27 protein-coding genes are annotated in these 26,339 nt (G+C 37.9%); 24 read left to right on the top strand and 3 right to left on the bottom strand.

Annotated elements, in window-relative coordinates; genetic code table 11:
* The first annotated feature begins 3 nt into the window (after positions 1 to 3).
* The 20 genes from EM4838_RS08450 to EM4838_RS08350 all read left to right on the top strand — a co-directional run bounded on the left by EM4838_RS08450 (position 4) and on the right by EM4838_RS08350 (position 18,708).
* On the top strand, positions 4 to 456 hold the full coding sequence (locus tag EM4838_RS08450) for a P27 family phage terminase small subunit (RefSeq protein WP_071868001.1): 453 nt from the start codon (positions 4 to 6) through the stop codon (positions 454 to 456).
* Positions 453 to 2,189 (top strand): terminase large subunit, encoded by a 1,737-nt coding sequence (locus tag EM4838_RS08445; RefSeq protein WP_071868000.1) that lies wholly within the window; start codon positions 453 to 455, stop codon positions 2,187 to 2,189. Before EM4838_RS08450 ends, EM4838_RS08445 begins: the two co-directional genes overlap by 4 nt.
* Positions 2,190 to 2,210: 21 nt before the next feature.
* Entirely contained in the window at positions 2,211 to 3,440 is a 1,230-nt protein-coding gene (locus tag EM4838_RS08440) for a phage portal protein (protein ID WP_071867999.1), read from the top strand.
* Positions 3,412 to 3,981, top strand: coding sequence for an HK97 family phage prohead protease (locus EM4838_RS08435; protein WP_071867998.1), 570 nt, complete (start codon positions 3,412 to 3,414; stop codon positions 3,979 to 3,981). Before EM4838_RS08440 ends, EM4838_RS08435 begins: the two co-directional genes overlap by 29 nt.
* 12 nt (positions 3,982 to 3,993) lie before the next feature.
* Positions 3,994 to 5,382, top strand: coding sequence for a phage major capsid protein (locus tag EM4838_RS08430; RefSeq protein ID WP_071867997.1), 1,389 nt, complete (start codon positions 3,994 to 3,996; stop codon positions 5,380 to 5,382).
* Positions 5,339 to 5,914, top strand: a complete 576-nt coding sequence (locus EM4838_RS08425; RefSeq protein ID WP_071867996.1) for an immunoglobulin-like domain-containing protein — start codon at positions 5,339 to 5,341, stop codon at positions 5,912 to 5,914. The genes EM4838_RS08430 and EM4838_RS08425 overlap by 44 nt, the downstream gene beginning before the upstream one ends.
* The gene (locus EM4838_RS08420) at positions 5,914 to 6,189 is read left to right on the top strand and encodes a head-tail connector protein (RefSeq protein ID WP_071867995.1); all 276 of its coding nucleotides are present in this window, start codon (positions 5,914 to 5,916) and stop codon (positions 6,187 to 6,189) included. Before EM4838_RS08425 ends, EM4838_RS08420 begins: the two co-directional genes overlap by 1 nt.
* Complete coding sequence (locus EM4838_RS08415) at positions 6,167 to 6,493, top strand: phage head closure protein (RefSeq protein WP_071867994.1); 327 nt, start codon at positions 6,167 to 6,169, stop codon at positions 6,491 to 6,493. Before EM4838_RS08420 ends, EM4838_RS08415 begins: the two co-directional genes overlap by 23 nt.
* Entirely contained in the window at positions 6,483 to 6,821 is a 339-nt protein-coding gene (locus EM4838_RS08410) for a hypothetical protein (RefSeq protein WP_071867993.1), read from the top strand. Before EM4838_RS08415 ends, EM4838_RS08410 begins: the two co-directional genes overlap by 11 nt.
* Positions 6,811 to 7,179 carry an HK97-gp10 family putative phage morphogenesis protein gene (locus EM4838_RS08405; RefSeq protein WP_071867992.1) on the top strand — a complete coding sequence of 123 codons (369 nt, stop codon included), beginning with the start codon at positions 6,811 to 6,813 and terminating at the stop codon, positions 7,177 to 7,179. Before EM4838_RS08410 ends, EM4838_RS08405 begins: the two co-directional genes overlap by 11 nt.
* A 7-nt stretch (positions 7,180 to 7,186) precedes the next feature.
* Positions 7,187 to 7,837, top strand: a complete 651-nt coding sequence (locus EM4838_RS08400) for a major tail protein (protein WP_071867991.1) — start codon at positions 7,187 to 7,189, stop codon at positions 7,835 to 7,837.
* Positions 7,837 to 8,307 carry a hypothetical protein gene (locus EM4838_RS08395; protein ID WP_071867990.1) on the top strand — a complete coding sequence of 157 codons (471 nt, stop codon included), beginning with the start codon at positions 7,837 to 7,839 and terminating at the stop codon, positions 8,305 to 8,307. The genes EM4838_RS08400 and EM4838_RS08395 overlap by 1 nt, the downstream gene beginning before the upstream one ends.
* Before the next feature lie 194 nt (positions 8,308 to 8,501).
* The gene (locus tag EM4838_RS08385) at positions 8,502 to 10,886 is read left to right on the top strand and encodes a phage tail tape measure protein (RefSeq protein ID WP_071867989.1); all 2,385 of its coding nucleotides are present in this window, start codon (positions 8,502 to 8,504) and stop codon (positions 10,884 to 10,886) included.
* Entirely contained in the window at positions 10,883 to 11,602 is a 720-nt protein-coding gene (locus EM4838_RS08380) for a phage tail domain-containing protein (protein ID WP_100917263.1), read from the top strand. Before EM4838_RS08385 ends, EM4838_RS08380 begins: the two co-directional genes overlap by 4 nt.
* On the top strand, positions 11,599 to 14,361 hold the full coding sequence (locus tag EM4838_RS08375) for a phage tail tip lysozyme (RefSeq protein WP_071867988.1): 2,763 nt from the start codon (positions 11,599 to 11,601) through the stop codon (positions 14,359 to 14,361). Before EM4838_RS08380 ends, EM4838_RS08375 begins: the two co-directional genes overlap by 4 nt.
* Positions 14,362 to 14,372: 11 nt before the next feature.
* Positions 14,373 to 16,139, top strand: coding sequence for a BppU family phage baseplate upper protein (locus tag EM4838_RS08370; protein ID WP_071867987.1), 1,767 nt, complete (start codon positions 14,373 to 14,375; stop codon positions 16,137 to 16,139).
* Between the two features lie 14 nt (positions 16,140 to 16,153).
* Complete coding sequence (locus tag EM4838_RS08365; protein ID WP_071867986.1) at positions 16,154 to 16,927, top strand: hypothetical protein; 774 nt, start codon at positions 16,154 to 16,156, stop codon at positions 16,925 to 16,927.
* 67 nt (positions 16,928 to 16,994) lie between these two features.
* A complete protein-coding gene (locus tag EM4838_RS08360) occupies positions 16,995 to 17,234 on the top strand; it encodes a hemolysin XhlA family protein (protein WP_071867985.1) in 240 nt (79 codons plus the stop codon).
* 3 nt (positions 17,235 to 17,237) lie between these two features.
* On the top strand, positions 17,238 to 17,435 hold the full coding sequence (locus EM4838_RS08355; RefSeq protein WP_100917262.1) for a phage holin: 198 nt from the start codon (positions 17,238 to 17,240) through the stop codon (positions 17,433 to 17,435).
* Between the two features lie 10 nt (positions 17,436 to 17,445).
* Positions 17,446 to 18,708: a LysM peptidoglycan-binding domain-containing protein gene (locus tag EM4838_RS08350; protein WP_100917261.1), complete on the top strand. Its 1,263-nt coding sequence runs from the start codon at positions 17,446 to 17,448 to the stop codon at positions 18,706 to 18,708.
* Between the two features lie 393 nt (positions 18,709 to 19,101).
* Here the strand turns inward: EM4838_RS08350 and EM4838_RS08345 are convergent, their stop codons facing one another.
* A complete protein-coding gene (locus EM4838_RS08345; protein ID WP_071868007.1) occupies positions 19,102 to 19,308 on the bottom strand; it encodes a hypothetical protein in 207 nt (68 codons plus the stop codon).
* 391 nt (positions 19,309 to 19,699) lie between these two features.
* On the bottom strand, positions 19,700 to 20,263 hold the full coding sequence (locus tag EM4838_RS08340) for a hypothetical protein (protein ID WP_071868008.1): 564 nt from the start codon (positions 20,261 to 20,263) through the stop codon (positions 19,700 to 19,702).
* A gap of 650 nt (positions 20,264 to 20,913) precedes the next feature.
* Here EM4838_RS08340 and asnB point away from each other — a divergent pair.
* Entirely contained in the window at positions 20,914 to 22,809 is a 1,896-nt protein-coding gene (gene asnB, locus EM4838_RS08335) for an asparagine synthase (glutamine-hydrolyzing) (RefSeq protein WP_071868009.1), read from the top strand.
* Positions 22,810 to 22,939: 130 nt separating this feature from the next.
* On the opposite strand, the gene EM4838_RS08330 is transcribed toward asnB, so the two are convergent.
* Complete coding sequence (locus EM4838_RS08330; protein WP_010735127.1) at positions 22,940 to 23,386, bottom strand: DUF2188 domain-containing protein; 447 nt, start codon at positions 23,384 to 23,386, stop codon at positions 22,940 to 22,942.
* Between the two features lie 217 nt (positions 23,387 to 23,603).
* Between EM4838_RS08330 and rpmG the strand changes: the two genes are divergently transcribed.
* The 3 genes from rpmG (at position 23,604) to kdpA (ending at position 26,334) form a co-directional block, all read left to right on the top strand.
* On the top strand, positions 23,604 to 23,768 hold the full coding sequence (gene rpmG, locus EM4838_RS08325; protein ID WP_373865805.1) for a 50S ribosomal protein L33: 165 nt from the start codon (positions 23,604 to 23,606) through the stop codon (positions 23,766 to 23,768).
* 82 nt (positions 23,769 to 23,850) lie between these two features.
* Positions 23,851 to 24,342: a dihydrofolate reductase gene (locus tag EM4838_RS08320; protein ID WP_071868010.1), complete on the top strand. Its 492-nt coding sequence runs from the start codon at positions 23,851 to 23,853 to the stop codon at positions 24,340 to 24,342.
* A 315-nt stretch (positions 24,343 to 24,657) separates the two neighbouring features.
* On the top strand, positions 24,658 to 26,334 hold the full coding sequence (gene kdpA / locus EM4838_RS08315) for a potassium-transporting ATPase subunit KdpA (RefSeq protein ID WP_071868011.1): 1,677 nt from the start codon (positions 24,658 to 24,660) through the stop codon (positions 26,332 to 26,334).
* Positions 26,335 to 26,339: the final 5 nt, after the last annotated feature.

Below are 26,339 nucleotides of genomic sequence, written 5' to 3'. Positions count from 1 at the left end.
AAAATGACGACTAAAGCGCAACGCAAAGCGATTGTTGATGAAAAAGTAAGTGCTGAAAAAGCTCGTATTTTAGAAATAATGCGTAAGTCTGATTTGTACACTATCACTCTTGATCCGCTGATTGAATCGTATCTGGATATTTTTGAAATTTACCAACATAAATACCTATTGTGGAAGGAAAAAGGTTTTCCGGAGACACAAAAATATACAAATAAAGCTGGTGCTACGAATCAATCAAAACATCAATTAGCTCAGCAAGTGGAAACTTGGGCTGATAAGAAAATGAAAGCATTGGATTTGTTAGGTTTAACGAACAAAACAAAAGCAGGTAGACAAATAACTGGTGGTTCGACTGCAAGAAAAGATGAGGAAATCACAAGACCGGAAGAAAAGCCAGTTGATGAACTTGCAGCACATAGAAATAAGTGGCGTAAAAAGGCAGGTGCAGAAAAATGATTGAGCCTGGTGTGAATTATGCTGATTTATTTGCAAAAGAAGTGCGTAAGAATCCTAAGAAACATACAAAATCGGAAAGAATGGCTATAGATCGTTGGTATCGTTGGAAGAAGCGTAAAGATATTTGGTTCGATGTCGATCGTGCCAACGAGATGATGGATTGGGTTGAATCTTTTATTGTTCATACCAAAGGAGATATGGTTGGAAAACCATTCATTTTAGAACCTTGGGAAAAATTTGCCTATTCTTGGATTTATGGTTGGGTACATGAAAATGAAAATGGCGAAGTTGTACGAGTTACTAACGAAGTATATATACAGATACCTAAGAAAAACGGGAAGACACTTCTAGCTGTCGGTGCTTTAGGCTACGCAATGTATGGAGAAGGTGCGATATCAGTTGATTGTTACGCCTGCGCCTCTGATTTTGCTCAAGCACAATATGCGGCTAAACCTTTTGCAGCTACTATTTTAAATAATCCTGTTTTACTCGAGGGAACTAAAATATTTAAAGGGCCAAAAGGTACTGTTTCAAGTATTATTTACGATTACATTCATGAAGGAATGGCTTATTCAAATAAGTTTATTGTCCAAACCAAAAACATTGAAAATATTGAGGGTTCAAATCCTTATTTTGTTTTGAATGATGAATTGCATAAGCAAGAAAAAATGGAGCAGTATGACAATTTTAAGTCTGCTCAAGTTTCGTTAGCTGCTGTTGGACAACCTTTGATGTTTAATATCTCAACAGCTGGGAAAGGTTCATCGTCTGTAGGGATGCGAGTCTATCGAGAAGCGAAAGAAGTACTGAAACGTGATGATAATGATTCAAGCTTTGTTTTAATCTACGAACCAAATAAAGGATATGACTGGACAGATAGAGATGTCTGGGAAATGTGCAATCCGAACTGGGGTGTTTCAGTGAACTTCACAGCATTGAATAATGCTTTTAAAACTGCCCAACGTTCAGCCCATTCAAAAGCCGAATTTCTGACAAAACATTTAAACGTATTTGTAAATGGTGCGGATAACTTTTTCGAACAAGATCAAGTAGAACCATGTTTAGTAACCACACAAGAACTTGGTGATTTAAGTGGTGAACCATGTTACATCGGCTTAGATTTATCACGTACACGAGACTTAACTTGCGTATCTCTAAATTTCCCAACATGGGATGAAGACGGAAAAGCAATTCTCAAAGTGAAACAGCTCTATTTTATTCCTAACGAAGATTTAGAGTTTAGAGAAAAAGAAGACAATGTTCCTTATAGTAATTTAGCTGAGCAAGGATTTGTTGAATTTTGCGATGGTAAAATGATTGATCAAGATCAGATATTACAGTACATCGAAGACTGCATGGATTTATACGATATACAGCAAGTGAATTATGATCCGGCAATGAGTGACAAACTTGTAGAAAAATTGGAAAACTTAGGGTTGGAATGTGTTGAAGTAGCACAATATCCTAAAGTGTTGAATGCGCCCTTTGATGATGTTGAAAGATTATTTTATGAGAGACGTATTCAATATGATAATCCATTATTTCTATACTGCACATTGAACGTTGTAGCAATCACTAATATAAATGGACAAAAAGCGCCAAGTAAACGCCAGTCGAAGAAAAAGATTGACGGTTTCGTGGCGTTTTTGTGTGGTCATAAAGAAACGATGAATCAGATGACAGATATTGATTCGAACGAATTGGATGAGTATCTCGATAGTATTTACAGGTAATTAGAAAGGCGGTGAGAAAAGATGAGAATTCGAGATAGAATTTCAAACGCAGTATATTCATTCATGGAAAAGCGTGGCTACATCGAAGATATATTCGGTCAAACCACTCGCTACACTCAAAGATATGTCACAGACAATTCAATTATGGAGTCATCCGATGTTTATGAGTTGGTTCAAGATATTTCAAATCAAGTAGCACTTGCGACACCAGTTGTGATTGGTCCTGATGGTAACGAAGTAAAGAATCATTTCTTGCTTAAAATATTGCAAAGTCCAAATGATTATCTAACAGGTTTTGAATTTTCAAAGCTTGAGACGAACACGCTACTGATCAACGGAGAAACCTTCCCATTGACTGACCGAGATCAACTTCATTTAGCATACGGTGTGACAACTAAAATAAATGAACGTCTACAAGAAGAGTTTGAAATGAATGGTCAAAAAATACCAAGTCAGATGATTCGTCACATTAAGAATATCGGTACAGATTCACTAAAAGGTGCAGGGATAATCGATTTAGCAAGAAGCACGCTAGAAGGCGTTCTAAGCGCAGAAAAGGTTTTGACGGATAAATATACCAAAGGCGGTTTACTCGCTTTTATGCTTAAACTGGATGCGCATATCAACCCGAATAACAGTGCTCAAACGAAAATTGTTAAGGCAATACTTGATCAGCTAGAAGGAACACAGGATGACAGTAATCACTCGGTCAAAATGATCCCTCTTGGTAAAGGGTACTCAATTGATACACTGAAAAGTCCAGTAGATGACGATGCAATCTTGAACTATTTAGGCGTGTACAAAAAGGATTTGGGGAAATTCTTAGGTATAAATGTTGATACCTATCAATCACTAATGAAGACAGATATCGAGAAAGCGATGATGTATCTGCACAATAAAGCAATCAAACCAATATTGAAGAACAAGAGCGAGCATTACTCGGCTCTTTTTTTTATGCCTAATTCTGGCTATCGAGTGGAATGGAAAATCAATATTTTGGATTTCGTTCCTTATTCAACAAAAACAAATATTGGATACAACATCGTTCGTACTGCGATTACAAGTCCAGATAATGTGGCAGAAATGCTTGGTTTCCCTAAACAAGGAACGCCAGAAACTGAAGCTGTATATATTTCAAATGACCTAACGGAAATCGGCAAGAAGCATGCAACAGACGATTCTTTGCCTACGAATAACCAAAACTTGAAGGGAGGTGATGAGAATGCCGAAGAAGGAGATTCGAACAATTGACATCACCGATCTTTCAACACGTTCTAACGAAGAAGCACAAACAAGAACGATTAGTGGCTATGCAGCAGTTTTTAATAGCCCAACAAGATTATGGGAAGACTTGGACGAAGTGATCGCTCCTGGTGCCTTTTCAAGAGCTGTTAGCAGTTCAGATGTTCGTTGTCTATTTAATCATGATTGGTCCAATGTTTTAGGACGTACAAAAAGCGGCACGCTACGTTTATCAGAAGATGAACGTGGGTTGAAATTTGAAGTTGATCTTCCGGATACAACAGTTGCTAGAGATTTAATCAAATCGATGGAACGTGGCGATATCAATCAATGTAGTTTTGGATTCATTCCAACTGAAGAAACGTGGGATTACAATTCTACACCAATGCTTCGAACGATTCACGAGGTGGAATTGTATGAAGTTTCTATCGTGCCGTTACCAGCATATGAAGATACCGAAGCCGCTTTAAGAAGTAAGGAAGACTTAGAAAAAGTAGTCGAAAAAAGAAAAAATTTAATCAAAAAAATCAATCAAGCACTAGAAGCTTAGGAGGAAATTCGTATGAATAAAGAATTATTAAAGAAAATGAAAGCACGTCAAGAACAAAGATTGGAAGAGTTACGCGGAAAAATCGAATCTGGTGAATTGCGTGAAGCAGACATCGAAGGCGTGCAACAAGAAATTGATGCAGTCATTGAAGAACTAAATGGAATCAAAGATGCGTTGGCAGATAATGGTGATCCTGGTGATACAGGAGATGGAAAAGATGGTGGCGCAGGAAATGGTAATGATGATCCTGACAATCGTTCTAGTGATGGACCTAGTGGAGAGGGTGCCGATGGCGAAGAAGATGATCCTGAAAATCGTTCAGGCATGATTTCGCAAGAACAACGTGCTGGATTGTTAGATTCGATCAAATCAGGATTGGAGGCAAGAAACAAAATGACAAAAGAACAAAAGGAACAACAAATTCGTTCTGCATTTGCTAATTTTGTTATCGGCAAAATTTCCGAATCAGAAGCTCGATCATTAGGTATTGAAGCCGGAAATGGTTCTGTAACAGTTCCGGAAGTGATTGCTTCGGAAGTAATCACATACGCACAGGAAGAAAATTTATTACGTAAATATGGTACGGTAGTGCGCACAGCTGGAGATGTGAAATATCCATTCCTAGTCAAAAAAGCTGAAGCGAATGTTAATAAGAAAGAGCGTTCAACAGAAATTACTGAAACTGATATTGAATTCGATGAAATCACTCTTGATCCAGCAGAATTCGATGCGTTAGCAACTGTAACTAAAAAATTGTTAAAAATGTCAGGCGTTCCAGTTGAGGATATTGTTGTTGAAGAGTTGAAGAAAGCTTATGTTCGTAAAGAAATCAACTACATGTTCAATGGTGATGATACTGGAAATGAAAACCCTGGTGCGTTAGCTAAAAAAGCAGTAGAATTCACGCCTGAAACATCTGTAGATTTAACGGCAACCGATGCTGGACAAAAATTATATGATGCTTTGATTGAAATGAAAAACACACCTGTAACAGAAGTAATGAAAAAAGGGCGTTTCATTATCAATCGTGCTGCTTTGACTGCAGTTGAAAAAATGAAAACTGCTGATGGATTCCCACTATTACGTCCATTCACGCAAGCAGAAGGCGGGATTGGTCATACATTGGTTGGATATCCGGTTGATTGGACTGATGCAGCAGATAAAAAAGATGAACCTGATACGCCAGTTATTTATTTTGGTGACTTCTCTGCATTTAAAATCCAAGAAGTGATCGGTGCTTTGGAAATTCAAAGATTAGTGGAAAAATTCTCAGGTACGAACAAAATTGGTTTCCAAATTTATAACTTGTTAGATGGACAACTAGTATACTCACCATACGAACCAGCAGTTTACAGATATGAAATCACAAAGTCTGAAGATACACCTGATACTCCCAAATAAGCCCCAAAATCTGACAGCCGTTTATGATGCAGAGAAAATGACTGTCACTGTAACTGCGGACTGTCCAGATGGGGCGACAAGCGCAAGAGCTTATAAAGACGGTCGAAATTTTGGGACAGCTTATATTGTGGACGGAAAGATTACTAAAACATTTGCAGAAATATCAGAAGGAGACACTCATGTCTATGGCTTGAGTGTCTTTTATGATGATGTGGAATCTGAAATCGCCGAAATTAAATTCACAGCAATCGTTGAAACAAAAATATTGACAGTCGATGAATATGTACCAGGAACAAGCACATATGTAACAGGTACGTATCAAGGAACCTTAGCTGAAAAAATAGGATTATACGTTGATGGTACTCATGTGTATTCTGTGCCACTTATCAAGAGCGAATATCCTAAATTCAAATATTATAAAGACAATTTAACTAGTACAGAAAAAGTTCAAGTTTATCTTGCAGATGCAAATGATAAAGAACTTGTTAGAGCGGATGTACCTATTAAACCATCTAGTTTTGAGGTGATCTGATGGCTAATATGGATGAAAAATTAGTCGAAAAGTTTAAGTCGCACATTCATTTTGAAGAGGGCATGGATGATTCCTTGCTCTCTTTTTATTTAGATATGGCAAAAGATTATGTAAAAACTGCAACTGGTGGCCAACAAGAATATCTTATTTTGATGGTTGCTGGTATAGCATACGAATACCGAGTATCTGAAGATGAGTTAGACAAAGCTTTGAGCGCTATTACGCCATTTATTGTACAAGGAGTGATTCAAAATGCCGAAACGACAGACCAATAATCTGCGATGGAAAGCTGAATTGCTAGAAATCAAAACAGGAACAGATGAGAATGATCGTCCAACTACGGTGTATGAATCTATGCGTCCAATTTTCTATGAAGAACTTGGTGTGACTTCTCAAGAAAAATATTTATCACAGCAAGCCAAGACAGACGTTGTCAGGCGAATTAAAGTTAGATGGGATAAATCTATCACAGAGAAGCTAAATGCGCTCAAAATTGATTCTGTGACGTATAACATTACTCGGATTTACACAAATCCAGACACAAGAGAAATGGAGTTGAGTTTAGCTTATGTCGACTAGCTTCAATGAATTAATAAAAGCATTGAAATCAACTAAGTTACCGGTATTTAGAGATAAGGCTGCCTTAGGAACAATGTATCCCTATATCGTGTATTCAAATGTGAGTATTAATAAGAAAATGGCTTCCGGAAAAGTGTATAAAAAGATGCCATACTATCAAATCTCTTTCTTTACGTTAGGAACAGAACAGGACTTGGTAGTCATTGAACAAGCTTTGGAAAAAGTAGGTATCCCTTATGCCGATTTCGTGGGTATACAAGGTGATGAAAATGACGAGACAGTAACTAACTATTACACGTATGTGAGGTGTGTAGAAAATGGCAAGTAAAAACAATAATGGTTTTGCAGACATGGCAGATTATTTAGGGAATTTAGCAAAAGTTGATCCTAAACAAATCTCAATGGAATCTCTGGAAGAAGCGGCAAATTTCTATTTGAAGAATTTAATGCCAAATATCCCAAAATCATTGATAAAGAAAGAACACATGAAAGACCATGTAAAAGTTGTGATCGATAAAGACAGTGTCAAAGTCCAATTTGAAGACACTGCATTTTATTGGCGCTTTGCTGAAAATGGCACTACTAACCAAAAGGCACAACATTTTGCTAGCGGTACGTATGAACAGAATAAAGAAAGAATCGAAGACATTATGACGAAAAAAATTCTTAAATTATGGAGAGGATGATCACAAAATGGATGCTCAAGAAATTAAATTCTTTGAAGGTCTAAGCGACATTTTAATCGCACCAATGTTAACGGATGATACACCAACAAGTGAGCCGACTTATGATGAAGTTGTACGGCTACCAATTGCTACAAAATTGGCAATCAAAGGGAACGGGTCAACTCTTGAAAAATATGCTTCAAGTAAATTATTCCGTTCGATCGGAAGAGAAACTAAACACGAATTAGGGCTTGATCACGTAGGTATTCCAATCGAATTGATGGATAAATTAAAAGGTTTGACACCAGTAAAAGGCGTAACTTTTAGCAATACGAAAGTGAAGCAATTTCCGTTTTTCGCCTTTGGTTTTATTGGAAATATTGAAGGTGGCGCACAGATGGCCGTTTGGTACCCGAAGAGTCAACTATCTAACGTTATCGATGAAGAATACAATACATCTGAATCTGAGATTGATATCGCAGACGTAACTGCAAACATAGTTTCTTATGGTTTAAACACAGAGCCAAATAATATGTATGCAACATTTAATTCATTACGTGATTCAGCTACTGGTGTGACATTGGAGCAATTTATCAAACAGCCGGTTATTAGTGAAGATCAATGGAATGGATTAGCAGGATCAACTACACCGCCAAGTGGTGATGGAGGTGGTAAATAATGGCTAGACTTGCCGATTATGGTATCCACGTTGAAGAATTAAAAAATTCTGCTGTTGTTTCAATTCAAGGACACGAATTTCCAATTGCTTTCACTATGGTAACAATGGAGTACATTGCCGATATTTACGGTGGTGATTATTCGAAATTTGAAACAGATATGAATGCAATGATTTCTAAGAAAAACGGTACAATCTCGATAGCAAATCTAACAAAAAGTGACTTGAAAATTATGCGTGCATTAATATATGCGATGCTTAAAACAGGCGGCTTGGAAGATGATCCAGAAGATATTTTCCTTTTCTTAGGAATGAATCGCGATCTGCTAGATATTTACGGTGTATGTATGGAAATCTTTACGAATCAAACATTCCAGGTGGAAGACGTAAAAAAATCCAAGAAGCCACAAGACTTCAAGCCTTCAAAACAAACTCAAAAAAGAAAAAATCGAAACAAGCGCAAGGGGAAATAGGAACTCCTTGGGCTTTTTATATTTATGTCGCTTTGACTTTACTAGGTTGGAGTGAAGATTTCTTTTTGAAGGCTTCTCCGAACTTGTGGCTTAAATCATTTATCCAATGGCTTGAATACAACAATGAGAACTTCGAAGTTCCGGAAACAATCAGGCTAGACGAAAGTCCGTTTTGGTAAGAAAGGAGCGCTAAGATGAGCGGTAAAGAATCAGATGTAGTACTGAACTTTAAGACAAGTGGAGAAGTTCAGTATGCGAAAACAATCAAAGAAATAAATCAACAAATGAACTTAGCTGCTACCGAGTATAAAAACCAAATATCGGCGATGGATAAAGATGCAACGGAGACGGAAAAGCTAACAGCGGCTAAGCGAAAATTAGAAAAACAAGTAGAACTAGCGAGCATACGAACCAAGCAATTAAGAGAAGAATATCAGCAGTCTGTGAAAGAAACTGGTAAATATTCAACAGAATCCGAAAAATTATATAAACGTTTGTTAGAGTCCCAAACAGGAGAGAATAAGCTGAAAGATGCTTTAGAATCAACAAACGAAGCACTTGAAAAACAAGGGAACATTTCTGTCGAGACAGCGAACAAGCTTAAAAAAATAGAGGAAACTGGTGACAAAATTTCTGGTGTTGGTAAGAAGTTATCAGCAGGAGTCACTGCTCCTTTAGTTGGGATTGCGGCCGCTGGTACTAAGACAGCTAATGAATTAAGTACCTCTCAAACGCAAATTCAAGCGGCGTTCAATTTAACTGAATCTGAAGCAGAAAGACTAAACGAAGCTGTTAAGCAGTATTTTGCTACTGGCATGGTGGATAGCATTGATGAAGCAAAGGAATCAGTAATTCAATTGATCAACCAAATGCCTGCTTTGAAGAATGAAAGTGCTGAATCGATTACAAGTATAGTTACAAGTGCGAAAAGCTTAGAAGATTTGTTTGGCTCTGATATGGAAGAAACGATCAAAGGTGCTAATGCTTTAATGACTGTTTATGGTATGACAGGGCAAGAAGCGATGGACATGATCACAGTTGCTACTCAAAATGGTTTGGATAAATCGCATGAGTTAGGCGATAACCTAGCTGAGTATGCTATTCAGTTCGAGCAAAACGGTTATTCAGCTCAAGAGATGTTTGAAGTATTGCAATCTGGCTTGGAAAGTGGGGCTTATAACTTAGATAAGGTCAATGACTTAGCCAAAGAGTTTGGTATTCGAATCTCTGACGGTTCCATTCAGTCTGCTGTTGAAGAATTAGGTGGAGAATGGCAAGAGCTTTACAATACCATGAAAGACGGTGGCGCAAGCAATGAAGAAATATTTGATGCTTTAGCTAAAAAGATTTCTCAAGTTGGTGATGATACTGAAAAAGCCACTCTTGTGTCTACGATCTTTGGTTCTTTAGGTGAAGACAATGCCACGAAGGTCATTGAAGCGATGGCTGGATTATCTAAGGAAACGGAAGGCGTAAAAGGATCATACGATAATGTTACAGGTGCAAGTAAGAAATTATCTGATCAGATGCAAGAATCAGTTAGTTATCAAAGTGCTATGAATGAACTAATGTTAGCGGGAGCTGAAGTAGGTGAAGTATTTGCACCTTATATCCAAATGGCTGCTGATGCTGTTAAATCTTTCGCGCAGTGGTTTCAAAGCTTAGATCAAAATACGCAAGATTGGATTGTAACAATCGGTCTTATTGCTGCTGCTGTTGGTCCTGCGCTTGTTGTCCTAGGAACATTGGCAGGGTCGGTATCTAATCTTTCTAAAGGAGTCCAAGGCGTTATGAAGGTTTGGGGTAAATTAGGCGAGCTTCTAGGATTATCAGGTGGTTGGGTAACGGTAGCAGTTGTTGCGATAGGAGCATTAATTGCCGGATTAGTATGGGCCTATAATAATGTCCAATGGTTTCATGATGGTGTCAATGCCTTTTTCCAAGGTGTTTCAGATGTAGCAGTCGAGATTTTTAATTATATGAGTGGATATATCAATGGTATTTTTGAAGGAATACTTAATATATTCAACGGATTTTACAACGCTGGTAAGCGAATATTTAATGGTTTTGTTGATTTTATCACTGGAGTATTTACTGGTGATTGGTCAAGAGCTTGGCAAGGAATAGTTGACATTTTTGGTGGTATTTTTGATGGGCTTGTCGCTTATGCAAAAGCGCCATTAAATGCAGTTATTACACTGATTAATGGGGTTATTAGTGGATTGAACGGTATTAAAATACCTAAATGGGTGCCAGGCGTTGGCGGAAAATCATTCTCTATCTCAAAAATACCGTATTTAGCGCAAGGTGGTCACTTAATCAATGGCCAAGCAATTGTTGGTGAAGCTGGTCCAGAACTCTTAACTGCTAAAAATGGTAAAACTACAGTTACTCCACTTTCAGACCAAGAAAAACGAAAAGGAATAAGCGGTAATATTCGAGGCGGTGGGAGCATCGAGCAACATATCCATATCGGCAAAGTCGATGCAAATAATCCATCTGAATTGGACCGAATGAATAGGAAGTTTGCAAGAGCAAATCGTCAAGCCATTTATGATTTGGGAGGTGTACCAGAATGAGTCGTCGATTTATGAATCCAGATGAACCGAATTTTATTTGGAAAAACCTTAATGCCTTGATTGATATGGAATGTATTATTGAGAGCGAGCTTCCTGAAGTTATGCCAGCACAACGATACGAAACATATACAATTCAAGGAAGAAATGGGGAACTGAATGAAACGTTTGGTGATTATGAATCTTTTGACTTTGAAATCGAAAATATCACCGTTCCCCATTCCAAACTTCGTGAGGTTAAAAAGTGGCTTTCCGGAAGAAGTCGACTGATAACGCACAACGATCCAGATAAATATTTAGATGCTATTTGCAATTTAGGTGAAGAAGTCAAATTCGAAAACGAATGGGGCTTCTTTTATACCTTTAGTGTTACGTTTAGATGTCAGCCGTTTAAACGTAAGCTAAATGAACAACCAATCGAATTTAAGACAAAAGAAATCGAGATACATGATCCAGGTGATGAGGTAGCATTCCCTTATTTTGAAATTGAATCGAATGGGGGAGATATCACGCTAACGATTGGAGATAAAAGGCTCACTATATTAAACACGTTGGCAAGTACGGTTATTGTTGATACTGAATTTGGTAAATCAATTCAAGAGGATTTACCACTATTTACCAAAGGAGATTGGCCAACATTGAGTCCAGGAGAGAACGTTCTAGAAGTGAGTGGTTCATTCTCAAAAATCAAGTTATGGAGAAGGAGTGTTTATCTGTGAAGCAAGAGTTTATTTATGCTTACAAAAAGATGCCTGATGATTTAAACATCAATGGTATTGCTTTGCTTGATTGGGAGGATTTACCAGAAATCAATCGCGTGTTAAATGGTCAATATCGATTCTATGGGAATTATGCTAGAGATGGTGAGTTCCGCTCATATCTAAAAAAAGGAAATTTCTTAAAAGTGAAAGTACCCGATGGATCCTGGCAGTATTTTGAAATATATAACGTCAAAAAGAATCTGACTTCTGTTTCAGTAACGGCAAGGCATATTGGTTTTATGGCCAATAAAAATTTTATTATTGAGTCTTTCACAGAAAATGGCAATGGAACACAAATCATGAACAATCTAAAATCTGGTTTGGCTTTCTCACAAAAATTCAACTATCTTTCCAACGTTGGAACAACACATCAGTTCACTGCAAAACAAGTAGCACCGGTTGAAGCTATTATTGGTTCGAATAACGGGAATGAAAATTTAGCTAGTGTGGCAAGTGCAGAATTAGACATGAATAACTATGATTTGAATCTAGTCAAACAAATCGGAGCTGATAATGGATTCAGGATTGACTTTGGTTTGAATCTCGAAGCTATTGAAGAAGAAATTGATGAAGAATCTATTGTAAACAGTCTATTTCTGGTCGGTGGTGTTCCTGACAATGATTACGACGAAGATAAAGACCCTATCACCTATGGATTTTTAGAAATAGATGGTGTAACGGATGAAAATAGGCGCATAGGTAAAAGAGAGAATTCGGATTGTAAAACAATTGACGAATTGAAGAAATGGGGAAATACACTTTTTGAAAATGATCGTATTCATGAACCTAAAGCGACTCATACTGTTAGCATGGTTTCACTAGAACATACTCTGGAATACGGTGAAATATATCGAAAGCTTTCAACTCTTAGCTTCGGAGATGTTGTTCACGTAAGGGCAAAACAGCTTGATATTGAAATCACTGAGCGAGTCGTTGAATATACCTATTTTCCTACACTAGGGAAGTATAAGGATTTAGTTTTAGGAAACGACTTATCTTTATATACCTCAACTGTAAACACACAAACACAAGAGCTTAAAAAGAAAATCGACAATCGGACAGAAACATTAGTGCAAAACGTACTAAATGCAACGGCATGGATCACTGGGAATTCTGGTGGACATGTCGTTTTTCGTCCAGAGAAAGCACCCTCCGAGATACTTATCATGGATACCGATGAAGTAGCGAGTGCAAAGCGTGTTTGGCGATGGAATTTGAATGGGTTGGGTTATTCAGATAATGGAGTAAATGGTCCATTCGGGATTGCTATCACTTCAAAAGGGGAAATTGTTGCTGACTTCATTAAAGTTGGAACAATAAATGCAGAAGTTTTCGAAACGTCCTTCAATGCTTATGGTGATGTGTTAAAACTTGTAAAAGGCACGCTTCAAATTTGGAATGAAAACAAAAAAATCATGGAGCTAACAAAAAAAGGCATGGAGTTTTGGAACTCTAAAGAGTCCATCGGAACAATTGGAACGACAGATTCTGCTGGAAATCCGTTCCCAGATGCAGTGACACCAACACCACTAGAAGAAAATTCTTTAGTAATTCGTACGAACGGTGATGGAAAGTATATTCTCATTTCGCCAACAGAAGGAAAAGGACTCGTTTTATTGGGAAATGGTAAAGCAACATATTTTGGAGATTTAGATATCCAAGGCGACTTGACTATTAAGTCACAAAAAGTAATTCCTGGTCAAAATGGTGGTCCAAGTGGCGGTGGTGGTACAGGTACAGGTGGTTATCCTTCAGAGGTCACGAGTGATTCAGATAAGTTCGCCTGGGATTTATGGGCTTTTTTGATTGCCAATGATTATTCACCACAATCCGCAGCAGGGATTTTAGGAAACGTTCAAGGCGAAGTAGGCGCAGGAATGAATCCTGATACCGAACAAAATGGCGGACCAGGTTATGGTTGGGTTCAATGGGATGGTTCAGCTTATCCACTGGTTGGAGAACCAACGTGGGATGGTAGAGAGTATGTTCAACGATTAATGGCAGCGGCGGGAATCACTCAAGATTATCGAACTTCAGCCGCACAAGCCCGATTAATTAATTGGTGTATGTACAACGGGCAGTGGATTGGGGCTGTAAATCCGACAACTGTTGAAGGGTTTAAAGTAATGACTGATCCAGCCAGTGCTGCGACAGTATTTGAACAGAACTTTGAACGACCAGCGGCAACTCATCCAGAACGTCAAACCTACGCTATAGAATGGTATAACAAATTCAAAGATTTAAAAGCTAGCGGTGCTACTGGTGAAGAAGGATTGAAACATCTTAATTCTTTACTCGGCCAAAGAGTAGGTAACGGACAGTGTTATGGGTTGTCAGCTGAGTATTCAGGATTTTTAGGTGGCTGTGGAATGGGTGCTGGTACACAGTATGGATTGACTCACGTTATTGGAAATACTTCTGCTGCATCTGATATCGGAATTGCTTACGATTGGGCAGCGGTTGGCTGGAAAGTAATTTTAAATCCTAGTTATGATCAATTAGTCGTTGGTGCAATCATCAATTGGGCAAGAGGCGCTCAAGTAGGCTCGTGGTATGCTGACGGCACTTATGGTCATACAGGAGTTATACGTGGATTAGAAAATGGTCGGATGCAAACATATGAACAAAATACAGAAAAAGGAATGGTATGCGCAGAATTGGATAGAGAATTTTTTAATTCGAGTGCAATTTCTTCAATTGTCATACCGCCAAAATAGGAGGGACTAATTTGGCAGAAATACAACACAAAATCACATTATCAACAACAGAATCGAATAATCACATTCAGTTGATCAAAATTCGGCAAGGCGATGTGAACACGCAAAAGCTAGTTGTTGAAATCGTTGAAAATGGGGAACTAAAAACCTTTGAAGGTTTAGTTCCTTTTTTCATCAATACAACAAAGTTCGGTGAGAATCAACCAATCGAACAAAAAGTTCAAAAATACAGCCCAGCTCAAGGTCGCTTGGAATATACGTTGAGCGAACCTGACTGGCAGTGGGGTGGCGAAAATACCGCTCATTTTAGTTTTCGAACATTGAATGGTGACGGTACATGGAGCGAACAATTCAGTACCTTAGACTTCTCTTATCGTGTAGTATCTGGTATCACAAATAGTTGCATCAGAGATTCGGCTTACGTTTGGACGTTTGAAGAATTACTGCGAAGATTCAGAGAGTACATGGAACAAGGTGAAAATGAATGGGCGCAATGGGTCCAAGATAATAAAGACATTTTGGAAAGTGTTGATCCTGGCGGAACAATCATAGCCATCTTAAATGATGCTAAAGGTGATTACGCGAGTTTAGCTGAGCGACTTGATAGCATCGAATTTGAAAGTTTTGACGTTCCTTTAGATGCTAGCCAAATTCAATATGGATTAGTTAACAGATATTTCAATAGCGATACGAACCAATACGAAGAAGTTAAGCCTGCAAATGCAGACAGTGTAATTGAATCAATCGATGATACAAAATTTAATATGGCGTTCATCACTGACATTCATGCGGATGCCCATGTACCAACATCAGAAGGAGATAGTTGGGATAACGGAGAAACCGAATTTGTATCGACTCGAAGATGGAAAGCCATCGGTGAGTTTCAAAAGTTAGGGAATTTATGTGATGTCATGGTCTATGGGGGCGATAATGTAGATGGTCGTGATTCGGGTATTACTTACACACAAGAAGTTCCTGGCAATGGTCAAAGCAATCGATACAAAACCCTAAAAACAGTTGAACGATTTTCTAAGGCAGTAACAGTTCTACAAAAGAAACCTGTTGTGATCTGTGACGGCAATCATGATCGAGGGGGCGTGCCTCATAACGGTAAGCGAACAAAGCTCAATATGCTTTCTCCGGCGGATATTGCGGAAAATTACAATGGCGGTTATGGCGGAATGATTTTTGAAGAAAAAAAAATCGCCCTTTATCGACTTAATACGAATGATTTTACGTCACAAACGGATGAAGATGGTTTCTGGTTAGAGGCTTATGGTCAAGGACCGTCTGGAAGTGATAAACAAGGAAATTTCAATAAAGCACAATTGGTCGATTTTGGACAATGGCTAGAAGGACTCGATCGAACTTACCATGTCATCCTTGTTGGGCATTTTCCCTTACATGATGAGGAAAAAGTGGTGGGAAATAAAAATCACTTTCAAAACCTAGTTGATGCGTTTAAACAAGGAACTAGCATCTCTATCGATTTTACTGAGTGGAGTTCGGTGGATGATTCTGATATCACTGGAGAATATACGTTTGATATGAGCAAAAAAGGAGTCGGCACCGTAGTTGGTTATTTTTGCGGACACTATCACGCCTTTAGTATTCGACAAATGGGAACGACTAAAATTATCATAGGAAACTGCTCAATGTCCGATGAGATCAATACTGAAACCGAAACAGGATTTTATAAGGTTGAAGTAGATACAGAACTAAAAAAAGTCACTGCCAAAGGTGTAGGACGTTGTGAAGATTATACCTTTGACTACTAAAAAGGAGTGAGAAAATGGATTTAACAAAAATGGATAGAGAAGAAGCCATTGATTGGATTATTCGAGAATGGGCGATCCATTCTGATGGAAACGGTCAAAATGCTCACTTATTGGCTACTGAGTTCAACGCCGGTTTTGCTACTCCTGAAATAGTGAGAGGGGCAAAAGGGCAGTACATCATTGACAATGACCTTGGAAAGAAATATCCGGATATGGCAGATATTCCATGCGGTAAATACTGGACCAAGTGGGCATGGGGTGACAATGATATGTATGGAGTGAATGAAGCTTCTTTTATCAAGTTACATGTCTATGCAGCAACGAGTTACTATAAACTCTATGTCGTAATTTCTGGCTATTATGGGGATATTTATTATAAAAATATCCATACGACACCAAATGAAACGACCAATCATGATGGCTATAATCCGCAAGGATGGAGAAAACTAGTCACAGAAAAACTATTGTTCGAAGGAAATGTTTCTGCTCCAGGTAGTACTATCCAATTAAATGATGAAATTAGATACTACAAATACTTGGAACTTCGAGTTGATGGAGACGGAGGACAGGTTTTCAAAGTACCTGTTTTAAGTAAGATGTATTTTCAGGGATTAAATTTAAGTGATGGTGATTCACCTACCACTTATTTTTGGGAAATCGAACTAAATCAACAAGGAACGAATAAGTTAACCATCAAGCGGAATGATCAAACCTATATCAATAATTCTGGTTTGCAAGGGAAATCAACCGGTGCTCTTGCAATTGTAAGCATTAAAGGTTTGAACTAAGTAACATATATAATAACGAAGCGGACTTATTGAAGTTCGCTTTTTTGTATTGTAGGAGGTGTGATAGTTGTCTAATCAAGAAGAAACGATGTGGGTCGAAGTTCTGCAACGTTTAGCAAGAATCGAAGAGAATACCAAACATCTTGATGCAGTCACTGAAAATGCTAGGCTAGCTTTGTCTAAAGCAGAAGAAAATGAAAAAATCATCAAAGAATTAAAAGAAAACCAACGATGGGCGTGGCGAACAATTGCTGGCATGGTTGTTTCGATTTTAGTTTATATGGCAACAAAATTTATAGGAGGTTAAGAGATGATTTTACCTGACAAGTATTACAACAAAATCAAATGGGCAGTGCTTACTGTCTTACCAGCTACCTCAGTGTTAGTGGCTACACTAGGGAAAGCTTATGGATGGGAAGGAACAGATTTAGCTGTTTTTACGATAAATTCCATTACAACATTTTTAGGTGTGGTAACTGGTGTTTCAGCGTATAACTCAAAAAAATAGGAGGAATAAGATGAAAAAGAAGATTTTTGTAGGAGCTCTTGTAGCTCTTTTTTTGTTGCCTGTGAATGTCTTTGCTGCCAAAGGAGATCAAGGTGTCGATTGGGCGATTTATCAAGGAGAAACAGGACGTTTTGGTTACGATAGCGATAAATTTGTCATCGCTCAAATTGGTGGGTACAATGCAAATGGATTGTATACTCAATGGACATATCCCACTCAAGTAGCTTCAGCAATTGCACAAGGGAAAAGGGCGCATACTTATATCTGGTATGATACCTATGGAAATATGGATATTGCCAAACAGACAATGGATTATTTCTTGCCTAAGATTCAAACACCGAAAGGATCAATTGTAGCCTTAGATTTTGAACATGGAGCGATCAATGACAAGAAAGCCAATACTGATACGATTCTTTATGGGATGCGTAGAATCAAAGAAGCTGGGTACACACCAATGTACTACTCCTATAAACCCTTCACGCTTCAATATGTCGATTATCAACGGATTCTAAAAGAATTCCCTAATTCTCTATGGATTGCGGCATATGCGTCTAATTCTGTGACGAATACTCCAAATTATAACTACTTCCCAACAATGGATGGAGTGGCAATTTGGCAATTTACTTCGAACTATATTGCAGGGGGCTTGGATGGAAATGTCGATTTAACAGGGATCACTGATAATGGCTATACTAACTCAGATAAGCCACAAACAGAAACACCAGCAATCAATGCAGGAGAAGAAACAAGTGAAACGCCAAAATCACAGATCAAAGTTGGCGATACAGTTAAGGTGAATTTCTCAGCTAATCAATGGGTAACTGGGGAGACTATCCCACAATGGGTAAAAGGTGAAAGCTACAAGGTTCAACAAGTAGATGGTAATAAATTCTTACTTGCAGATATTCTTTCTTGGATCGATAAATCTAATGTAGAACTTTTGCCAGATTCTACGGCTGTTGCACAACAACCTTCAACTACAACGCACATTGTACAATACGGAGAAACCTTGTCATCAATCGCCACTCAGTATGGCACAACGTACCAAGCTTTAGCTTCTTTGAATGGATTGAGTAATCCAAACATGATCTATGCTGGTCAAGTGTTAAAAGTAAGTGGTGCAGTAAGCACAACTAGAACATATACGGTCCAATATGGCGATAATCTTTCGTCAATTGCGACTAAGTTAGGAACAACGTATCAGTCACTAGCACAACAAAATGGGTTATCAAATCCTAATCTGATTTATCCAGGACAAGTATTATTGTTTTAAAAAGAGTACCCCTTTTGGTACCCCCTATAAGCATATAAAAGTTAATTAAAGTCATTTTTTTAAGGTAAAAAAAGCTGAAAGTAAGCGAAAATCGCTTAAAATCAGCTTTAAACCCTATTCTCGAAATCCGGCGAACCGGCTAACACCGGCGCGCAGGTTCAAATCCTGTACCTTCCTTATATACCAACAGTTAGACACGATTTAGGTCGTGTCTTTTTTGTTGTATTTTTACCCTAAAATATTTTTTGACTCCCCTTTTGGTACTCCTTTTATACTTTTACATACTCCTTTCATATGATTTTTGAATTTTCAAACATGATCGATTTTATGTATAAATAAAGTTCTCTGTAAAAATAAAGAGACAACAAGGGACAGCCTAGTTATTTCTTGCAATCAATCGTTATGACAGTCTTTGCAGCAGTGAGAACAACCATCGAAACTTTTGGATGTGTGGGTTGTGCTTGCTTGATGTAGTGCTTCTTCACATGTAGAAAATACGCCAATAAAAAGTGCATCTTCTGGACAATGCGTACATGAGATCACGTGGACTTCGTGATTTCCTCGATCATCTGTGTTTTTGTTAAAATAATAAATTGCCATCTCTATCTACCATCCTGATTTATTTCAACGTTTTGCTCGTTGATAATTTGATTATACTGGATGGTTGAGTGAGCATGAGGATTATTTTTTCACTATGATGGAATAGGTTGTTTTAAAAAATTCATGAAATAAGCAGGATAGAAGAAAAAATTTTATAAAAGTAGTGATTGCCCATTTTGATTTTTATGTTATCGGGGTTCCAGTGACTTTTTGGATTGCAATATGAAAATCGGTGACCTTCGTTTCTTGGGCAAACAATAAAAATTTATTTACAAGAAGATAAGCGCAGAAATCCAAATGGTGGTGTAGTCTTTTTTGGGTTGTGCGCTTGTTTTCTTGTATTCAAGTAATCTGTTCTCTTTTTTGATATAGATTTTCTATTTATCTGAAATCAACTAATATAGCCATGATTTTTTAAGGATTTTTGATGTTCGCAAGGTGTTCCAACGATCGTGAAAGGAGTTATTTTAGTCGTCGTCGTTTGGCCATTCCATTCATAGGCGTAATTTCTGCCACTCCAATTCGTGTCGCAAGCGAAACAGTGATATTCTACCTCTATTCGTCCAGTTGGGTCTTCTGCTTGAATCCAGCCGATTGACTGAGCGGTGCCATTCGTGATATTCGCTTGATTTAGATCCCAATCATAAGGATCTGAGCTAAAGGCGGTCAATGGTGTAGCAGGTGTATTTAATGCTTTTTCCAAAATTGGATCTTGTGTTTGTCCTTGTTCTGCAGGTGTTTGATTTACCAGCTGTTGATCATTTGAGCTTGTTGTTTCTGTTGTAGTTAATGAACGTTCGGTACTTTTTGTCTGTGAAGTATTCGTGGCTTTTTGAATTGTCGTGTTTTGGATTTCTGGTGCAAATAACGGGAATAGCATGATACCTAATATAAATGCTCCAATAATAGTTGTTACCCCTAACAATATCCCTAATAGTACTTTTCCGATTTTCATGTTGATCCTTCCTAACTTTAAAATAAAATATGTTCTTAAATTGAGCATCTCCGAAATTCGTTTTTTCGTCAAGTGATTTGATAGCAGGTTATAGTTATTGTATATTGAATTTTATTTATTGAAATTTACCTACTCTGTATAGTGAAGCAGGTAGTACAAAGAGATACTTAGTTATTTTCAAATATAATAAGAGGCAAATAAAAAGTTTTTTTAATATTGTGCCGAGTAGTTCTCGTTTCTACCAAACAGAATAACTGACTTTTTTTTCGCATGATGATTCTCTTACATGCTGACGTAAAAGACAGTGATGGATAAAAGGTATCCTATCAAAGCGCAAACAACGAAGATTTTAGATTGAAATAAAAAATGAAATCGCTTGTTATTTTGAAGATATATGTCTACAAAAATCTCCCTATTTATGAATAACATGAAATATTTGTAAACTATAGGAGAATCCAGTAGCTTCCTAGGATAAAACATGTTAAATTAATTGTTGAGTCTACTTTTTTTAAAGATAGAGATTTTTCATTTTATTTGTTTTCATGTGACGAAATTGTAAGAGTGAAAATCATTCATTCTGAATGCCTTCCTGTGATAAGATTCATGTGGACATAATAATGGAATAGTAATTTTAGTAGGATGTGAAATAAATGTGCGGAATCGTAGGATTTGTTAATAACAAAGATAATAAAAAAGCAATCATCAATGACATGATGGATCGCATCATTCACCGCGGACCGAATAGTTCAGGTGAATACATTGATCGTGATGTGGCTTTGGGTTTTAGACGTCTAAGTATTATTGACTTAGAAGGGGGCACACAGCCCATTTACAATGAAGACCAAACAAAAATCATTATTTTTAATGGAGAAATCTACAACTATCAACCACTTAGAAAAGAATTGATCGATGCAGGTCATATTTTCAAAACTCATGCAGATACAGAAGTTTTATTACATGGCTATGAAGAATGGGGAACTGAGTTATTGCAAAAAGTACGTGGGATGTTTGCTTTTGCGATTTGGGATAATGAGAAAAAAGAATTATTCGGTGCAAGAGACCATTTTGGGATCAAACCGTATTACTATGCTGAAATGAACGGAACTTTGATGTTTGGTTCTGAAATCAAGAGTTTTTTACCACATCCAGATTTCAATAAAGAATTGAATCGGGAAGCATTGAAACCATATATGACGTTCCAATATTCTCCTTTAAATGGGGAAACATTCTTTAAAGGCGTCTATCGTTTACCAGAAGGTCATTATTTCACTTACAAAGATGGCCACATGGATATCCAACAGTATTGGGATGCGAACTTTGAAGAAAAAGGCACACAAAGTCGTCAAGAATGGATCGATCAAATTGATGACACAGTGAAAGCATCGATCGAAGCACACACGATCAGTGATGTGGAAGTTGGCTCGTTCTTATCAAGTGGGGTCGATTCAAGTTATGTGACTTCTGTTTTGAAACCAGACCATTCATTCTCAATAGGCTTTGATGATAAAACTTATAATGAAGCAATCGAGGCACGTAAATTAACAGAAATGCTTGACTTGGATAACACCGCAGCTGTCATTGATGGAGACATGTCCTTTAAGGCTTTCCCTTTGATTCAATACCATTTAGATGAACCAGATTCTAATCCATCTTGTGTACCGTTGTATTTCTTAGCGAATCTTGCGGCACAAAGTGTACGAGTCGTTCAATCTGGCGAAGGGGCAGATGAATTATTTGCTGGCTATCAATCATATGGCTTCCACACAAATTCAAAATTTATCCGAGTGATTGCGCAAGGCTTGAAAAAATTACCGAAAGGCACGCGCTATAACTTAGGTAGAAAAATCGGAAAGATGCGTAATTTCCATGGTAGGATCCATTTATATGAATCATTAGCGCCTGCCAAAGAATATTTTATCGGACATGCACGGATCTTTGAAGAAAACGAAGCGGCCAACCTGTTGACGCCAGAATTTCAACAAGCCCCAACAGTCAAAGAAATCATGGCAGAACATTATGCGAAAACTGAAGGAATCCAAGACGAGATCAACAAGATGCAATATGTTGACTTACACCAATGGATGCCAAAAGATATTTTGTTAAAAGCCGATAAACTTTCAATGGCAAGTTCACTGGAAGTGCGGGTACCACTTCTTGATATCGAAGTAATGAAATTAGCGCAACAAATCCCAAGTAAGTATTTATTGAATCAAAACAATACGAAAGATGTCTTTAGACAAGCTGCGAACAAGCATCTGCCTGAAGAATGGTCAAATCGTGTAAAACTTGGTTTCCCTGTACCGATCAAAGCTTGGCTGAAAGAAGAACATGGCTATCACCAAGTAAAAGAATTATTTGAAGCTGATTTTGCGAAAGAGTTCTTTGATCAAGCGAAAATCATCCAATTACTTGATGACCATCATGAAGGTAGAAGTGAAGAACAACGTAAGATTTGGACGATTTTCAGTTTCTTGACGTGGTACAAAGTTTATTTTGTGGATGAAACGATTCCTCAAGCTGAACCGATCCAATATGTAACAGTTTAGACGATCCAACGATGTTTCTATTGAACGCAAAAACGAAGAGTGCCGATCCATAATGGGCAGACTCTTCGTTTTTTTTTTGCCGTAAATCGGAATGAGTTGATTTTTTATTCAAAGGGACGATAATATACAATCAGTAATGGACTTCTCGCTCGAATGTGCCATCTTTTTTATAGATCATTAAGGATGTTTCTTTATTACGAGCTACTTCTTTTCCTTTTTCAATGGCATCTTCTTTATGATCGAAGTGATTGCTTGCTTTTTCAGCGCCTTTAGAGCGAACGATCCAATGATCTTCTTCGAATTTGACTTCGACTGTGGCGTCTAATAATTTAGCTGCTCGCGGATTGCTATCATGCTTGTCATTTTTTTGTGGATTTTTCTCTTTTGAGAAAGCTTTCTTCTCTTTCTCATCTGCACTTTCCACCCATTCTTTCGCTTGACTGATTGCGATCGGGATTGCTCGATCATCAGGATAACCTTCATCTAAAAGCGCATTGCCGATATCGATTGCTTTCTTTTTGGTCAACTCTTCCAAGTTCTTCATGGCTGGTGGGAAATCTTTCATATTCCAAGGCATAGTTAACTCCTCCTAAAAGAATAATTGATTTTACTACTATAACAAGTGTAATCTCAACTTGGTAAAAAGAAAAATCATCTGTTTCAATTTTTCCTGAGCTTGTTTTTTGCTCGTCAAGTAGAACTACTTAACAAAATCGTCAAAAAGGCTAGCAATCTGATAAAAATCATGGTAAGATAATCAAGTCTGAGAGTCATCTTAGAGGATTCTAGTATAAATGGGAGGGAAAATCATGCGCGTAAACATTACTTTAGAGTGTACTTCTTGTAAAGAACGTAACTACCTAACTAACAAAAACAAACGTAACAATCCTGATCGTTTGGAAAAGCAAAAATATTGCCCACGCGAACGTAAAGTTACTTTGCACCGCGAAACAAAATAATATGTCTAAAAAAGTTTGGGTCTGTACCCAAGCTTTTTTATTTTTAGTATAATCAAGTAGTAGATGAAAGGAGCGAGTCAAAATGTTTATTTCCATGTGGGCCCAAGACAAGAATGGATTGATCGGTAAAGATGGGTTATTGCCTTGGCGTTTGCCAAATGATATGCGTTTTTTCAGAGAACATACGGTGGATCGTTTATTAGTGATGGGGCGTAAAACATACGAAGGCATGGGCGACCTATCTCTTCCTTATCGCCACGTCATCGTGTTGACTACCCAAGAAGATTTTGAGGTCAAAGAAAATGCAGAAGTCATGCATTCGATCGATGAATTATTGGTTTTTGCGGAGACTGTTTCAGAAGATATTTATGTTTCTGGTGGAAGTCGGATCTTTCAAGAACTATTGCCCCAGACTGGGATTATTTGGCGAACACTGATCGATGGTGAGTTTGACGGAGATACGTATATTGGAGAGATCGACTTTAGTGATTTTGAACTAGCAGAAGAACATATCGGTATCACGGATCAAGAAAACCATTATGCGCATCGCTTCCAAAAATGGGTAAGAAAGTAAGTTCTGATCATTGATGTATAAAATGAATGAGTGAAAGAAATAAAGGGAGATGTTCAAGATCATGGGAGCATCTTTTTTTTGTCTTTTTTATAGAGAAACAGCTAAGTCAAGCGAGGGTTGCTCCTTAATATTTAGCTGTTTTTTTGTGTTGTATAAAGAACATATAAAGAAATTTCTTGAATATTAACACTATCTTTATAGTCCTTTGTCTATGATGAAAACAAAGGAGAGGAAGAAAATGATCTTATTTTTAGGTTGTATCAGTATGATTTTGTTAGCTTATCTATTCTGGTTTTTATTTAAGGGGGAAGAGCAATGATGAGTGCAGTATTTCAAGGATTGTTTTTCTTTTTTATTCTACTTGTTTTAGCCGCACCTCTTGGGTGGTACATCAAGTTGATCATGACGGGGGAAACACCAAAATATGTACGTTTTATCCAACCAATCGAACGCTTTTTTTATCAATTGATTGGTCCTGAGAGTCAAAAGAAAATGACGGCGAAGCGCTATTTAGCGCATGTGTTGGGTGTTGGGATCTGTTCTTTGCTATTTTTAACGGGATTATTGATGGTCCAAGGTTGGCTTCCTGGCAATAATGGCGTGGAAAATCTGTCATTTGATTTAGCCGTGAATACAGCTGTTAGTTTTATGACAAATACCAACTGGCAAGCTTACACGGGAGAATTGACACTTTCGAATACGACGCAAATGCTTGGTTTGACTGTTCAAAATTTCTTGTCAGCAGCTGTAGGTTTAGCAGTTCTTTGTGCATTGATCCGCGGAATCATCCAAAGGAAATCGAACCAATTGGGCAATTTTTGGCAAGATCTAGTACGTAGTTTACTTTACATTTTTTTACCACTTTCATTGATTACTGCTGTACTTCTGATTTCCCAAGGCGTGGTTCAAACGTTTAGTCATGGGCTGTCTTACACTGATCTATCAGGAGAATCTTTATGGTTGTATCTAGGACCTGTGGCCAGTCAAGTAGCCATCAAGCAATTAGGAACCAATGGTGGTGGATTTTTCGGTGCAAATTCCGCTCATCCATTTGAGAATCCGACGATCTTTTCTAATTTCATCGAGAATCTCGCCATCTTGTTGATACCTACTGCATTGATTTTTGCTTTTGGTTATTGGGTCAAAGAATGGAAACAAGGTCGAACGATTTTGATCGTTTCGTTTGTTTTTCTTTTTGCAGCTTTTGTAGGTGTAGCAATTAGTGAATATCATGGGCCCGCTTTTACGGATGTACTGGGTTCACTGAATATGGAAGGAAAAGAAGTACGCTTTGGTGTAGGTTGGTCAAGTTTATGGGCTGTTAGCACAACAGCGGCATCGAATGGATCAGTCAATGCGATGTTGGACAGTTTTACGCCTCTCGGTGGTGGTATCCCGCTTTTCTTGATGCAATTAGGGGAGATCATCTTTGGTGGTGTGGGTAGTGGCTTGTATGGCATGTTGGCATTTCTGCTCTTGACAGTATTTATTGCCGGTCTACTTGTTGGACGTACGCCAGAATATTTAGGCAAGAAAATCGAGGCTTTCGACATCAAGATGGCTAGTTTAGTGATTTTGACGCCTGTATTATTGACGTTGTTTGGTACGATGGCAGTTTCACTGCATCCTGATGTTTTAACTTGGTTGACCAATAAAGGGCCTCATGGATTTAGTGAGTTGCTTTATAATGTGACTTCTCTAGCAAATAATAATGGGAGTGCATTTGGTGGGTTGACGGCAGATACACCGTTTCTAAATCTTTTAGGAAGTGTCTTGATGTTGTGTTCTCGCTACATTCCGATCGTTGCTATTTTGTTCTTGGCTGAAAACATGGGAAGGAAGAAAACGATCGCGATCAATGATGGAACACTTTCAACAACGAATGGCACATTCATCTCCATGTTGATGATCGTTATCCTTGTTGTCGGAGCATTGAGCTTTTTACCAGCGTTGGCGTTAGGTCCGATCGCTGATCATTTTACCTTAAGTTAGAAGGA

The sequence above is a fragment of the Enterococcus mundtii genome, from assembly GCF_002813755.1.
Taxonomy (GTDB): Bacteria; Bacillota; Bacilli; order Lactobacillales; family Enterococcaceae; genus Enterococcus_B; species Enterococcus_B mundtii.
This window is presented reverse-complemented; position numbering and strand designations above follow the sequence as displayed.

Bases quoted from the DNA above. Each gene is read 5' to 3' on its own strand.
- EM4838_RS08450 (WP_071868001.1), top strand. From the start codon at position 4: ATGACGACTAAAGCGCAACGCAAAGCGATTGTTGATGAAAAAGTAAGT.
- EM4838_RS08445 (WP_071868000.1), top strand. From the start codon at position 453: ATGATTGAGCCTGGTGTGAATTATGCTGATTTATTTGCAAAAGAAGTG.
- EM4838_RS08440 (WP_071867999.1), top strand. From the start codon at position 2,211: ATGAGAATTCGAGATAGAATTTCAAACGCAGTATATTCATTCATGGAA.
- EM4838_RS08435 (WP_071867998.1), top strand. From the start codon at position 3,412: ATGCCGAAGAAGGAGATTCGAACAATTGACATCACCGATCTTTCAACA.
- EM4838_RS08430 (WP_071867997.1), top strand. From the start codon at position 3,994: ATGAATAAAGAATTATTAAAGAAAATGAAAGCACGTCAAGAACAAAGA.
- EM4838_RS08425 (WP_071867996.1), top strand. From the start codon at position 5,339: ATGAAATCACAAAGTCTGAAGATACACCTGATACTCCCAAATAAGCCC.
- EM4838_RS08420 (WP_071867995.1), top strand. From the start codon at position 5,914: ATGGCTAATATGGATGAAAAATTAGTCGAAAAGTTTAAGTCGCACATT.
- EM4838_RS08415 (WP_071867994.1), top strand. From the start codon at position 6,167: ATGCCGAAACGACAGACCAATAATCTGCGATGGAAAGCTGAATTGCTA.
- EM4838_RS08410 (WP_071867993.1), top strand. From the start codon at position 6,483: ATGTCGACTAGCTTCAATGAATTAATAAAAGCATTGAAATCAACTAAG.
- EM4838_RS08405 (WP_071867992.1), top strand. From the start codon at position 6,811: ATGGCAAGTAAAAACAATAATGGTTTTGCAGACATGGCAGATTATTTA.
- EM4838_RS08400 (WP_071867991.1), top strand. From the start codon at position 7,187: ATGGATGCTCAAGAAATTAAATTCTTTGAAGGTCTAAGCGACATTTTA.
- EM4838_RS08395 (WP_071867990.1), top strand. From the start codon at position 7,837: ATGGCTAGACTTGCCGATTATGGTATCCACGTTGAAGAATTAAAAAAT.
- EM4838_RS08385 (WP_071867989.1), top strand. From the start codon at position 8,502: ATGAGCGGTAAAGAATCAGATGTAGTACTGAACTTTAAGACAAGTGGA.
- EM4838_RS08380 (WP_100917263.1), top strand. From the start codon at position 10,883: ATGAGTCGTCGATTTATGAATCCAGATGAACCGAATTTTATTTGGAAA.
- EM4838_RS08365 (WP_071867986.1), top strand. From the start codon at position 16,154: ATGGATTTAACAAAAATGGATAGAGAAGAAGCCATTGATTGGATTATT.
- EM4838_RS08355 (WP_100917262.1), top strand. From the start codon at position 17,238: ATGATTTTACCTGACAAGTATTACAACAAAATCAAATGGGCAGTGCTT.
- EM4838_RS08350 (WP_100917261.1), top strand. From the start codon at position 17,446: ATGAAAAAGAAGATTTTTGTAGGAGCTCTTGTAGCTCTTTTTTTGTTG.
- EM4838_RS08345 (WP_071868007.1), bottom strand. From the start codon at position 19,308: ATGGCAATTTATTATTTTAACAAAAACACAGATGATCGAGGAAATCAC.
- EM4838_RS08340 (WP_071868008.1), bottom strand. From the start codon at position 20,263: ATGAAAATCGGAAAAGTACTATTAGGGATATTGTTAGGGGTAACAACT.
- asnB (WP_071868009.1), top strand. From the start codon at position 20,914: ATGTGCGGAATCGTAGGATTTGTTAATAACAAAGATAATAAAAAAGCA.
- EM4838_RS08330 (WP_010735127.1), bottom strand. From the start codon at position 23,386: ATGCCTTGGAATATGAAAGATTTCCCACCAGCCATGAAGAACTTGGAA.
- rpmG (WP_373865805.1), top strand. From the start codon at position 23,604: ATGGGAGGGAAAATCATGCGCGTAAACATTACTTTAGAGTGTACTTCT.
- EM4838_RS08320 (WP_071868010.1), top strand. From the start codon at position 23,851: ATGTTTATTTCCATGTGGGCCCAAGACAAGAATGGATTGATCGGTAAA.
- kdpA (WP_071868011.1), top strand. From the start codon at position 24,658: ATGATGAGTGCAGTATTTCAAGGATTGTTTTTCTTTTTTATTCTACTT.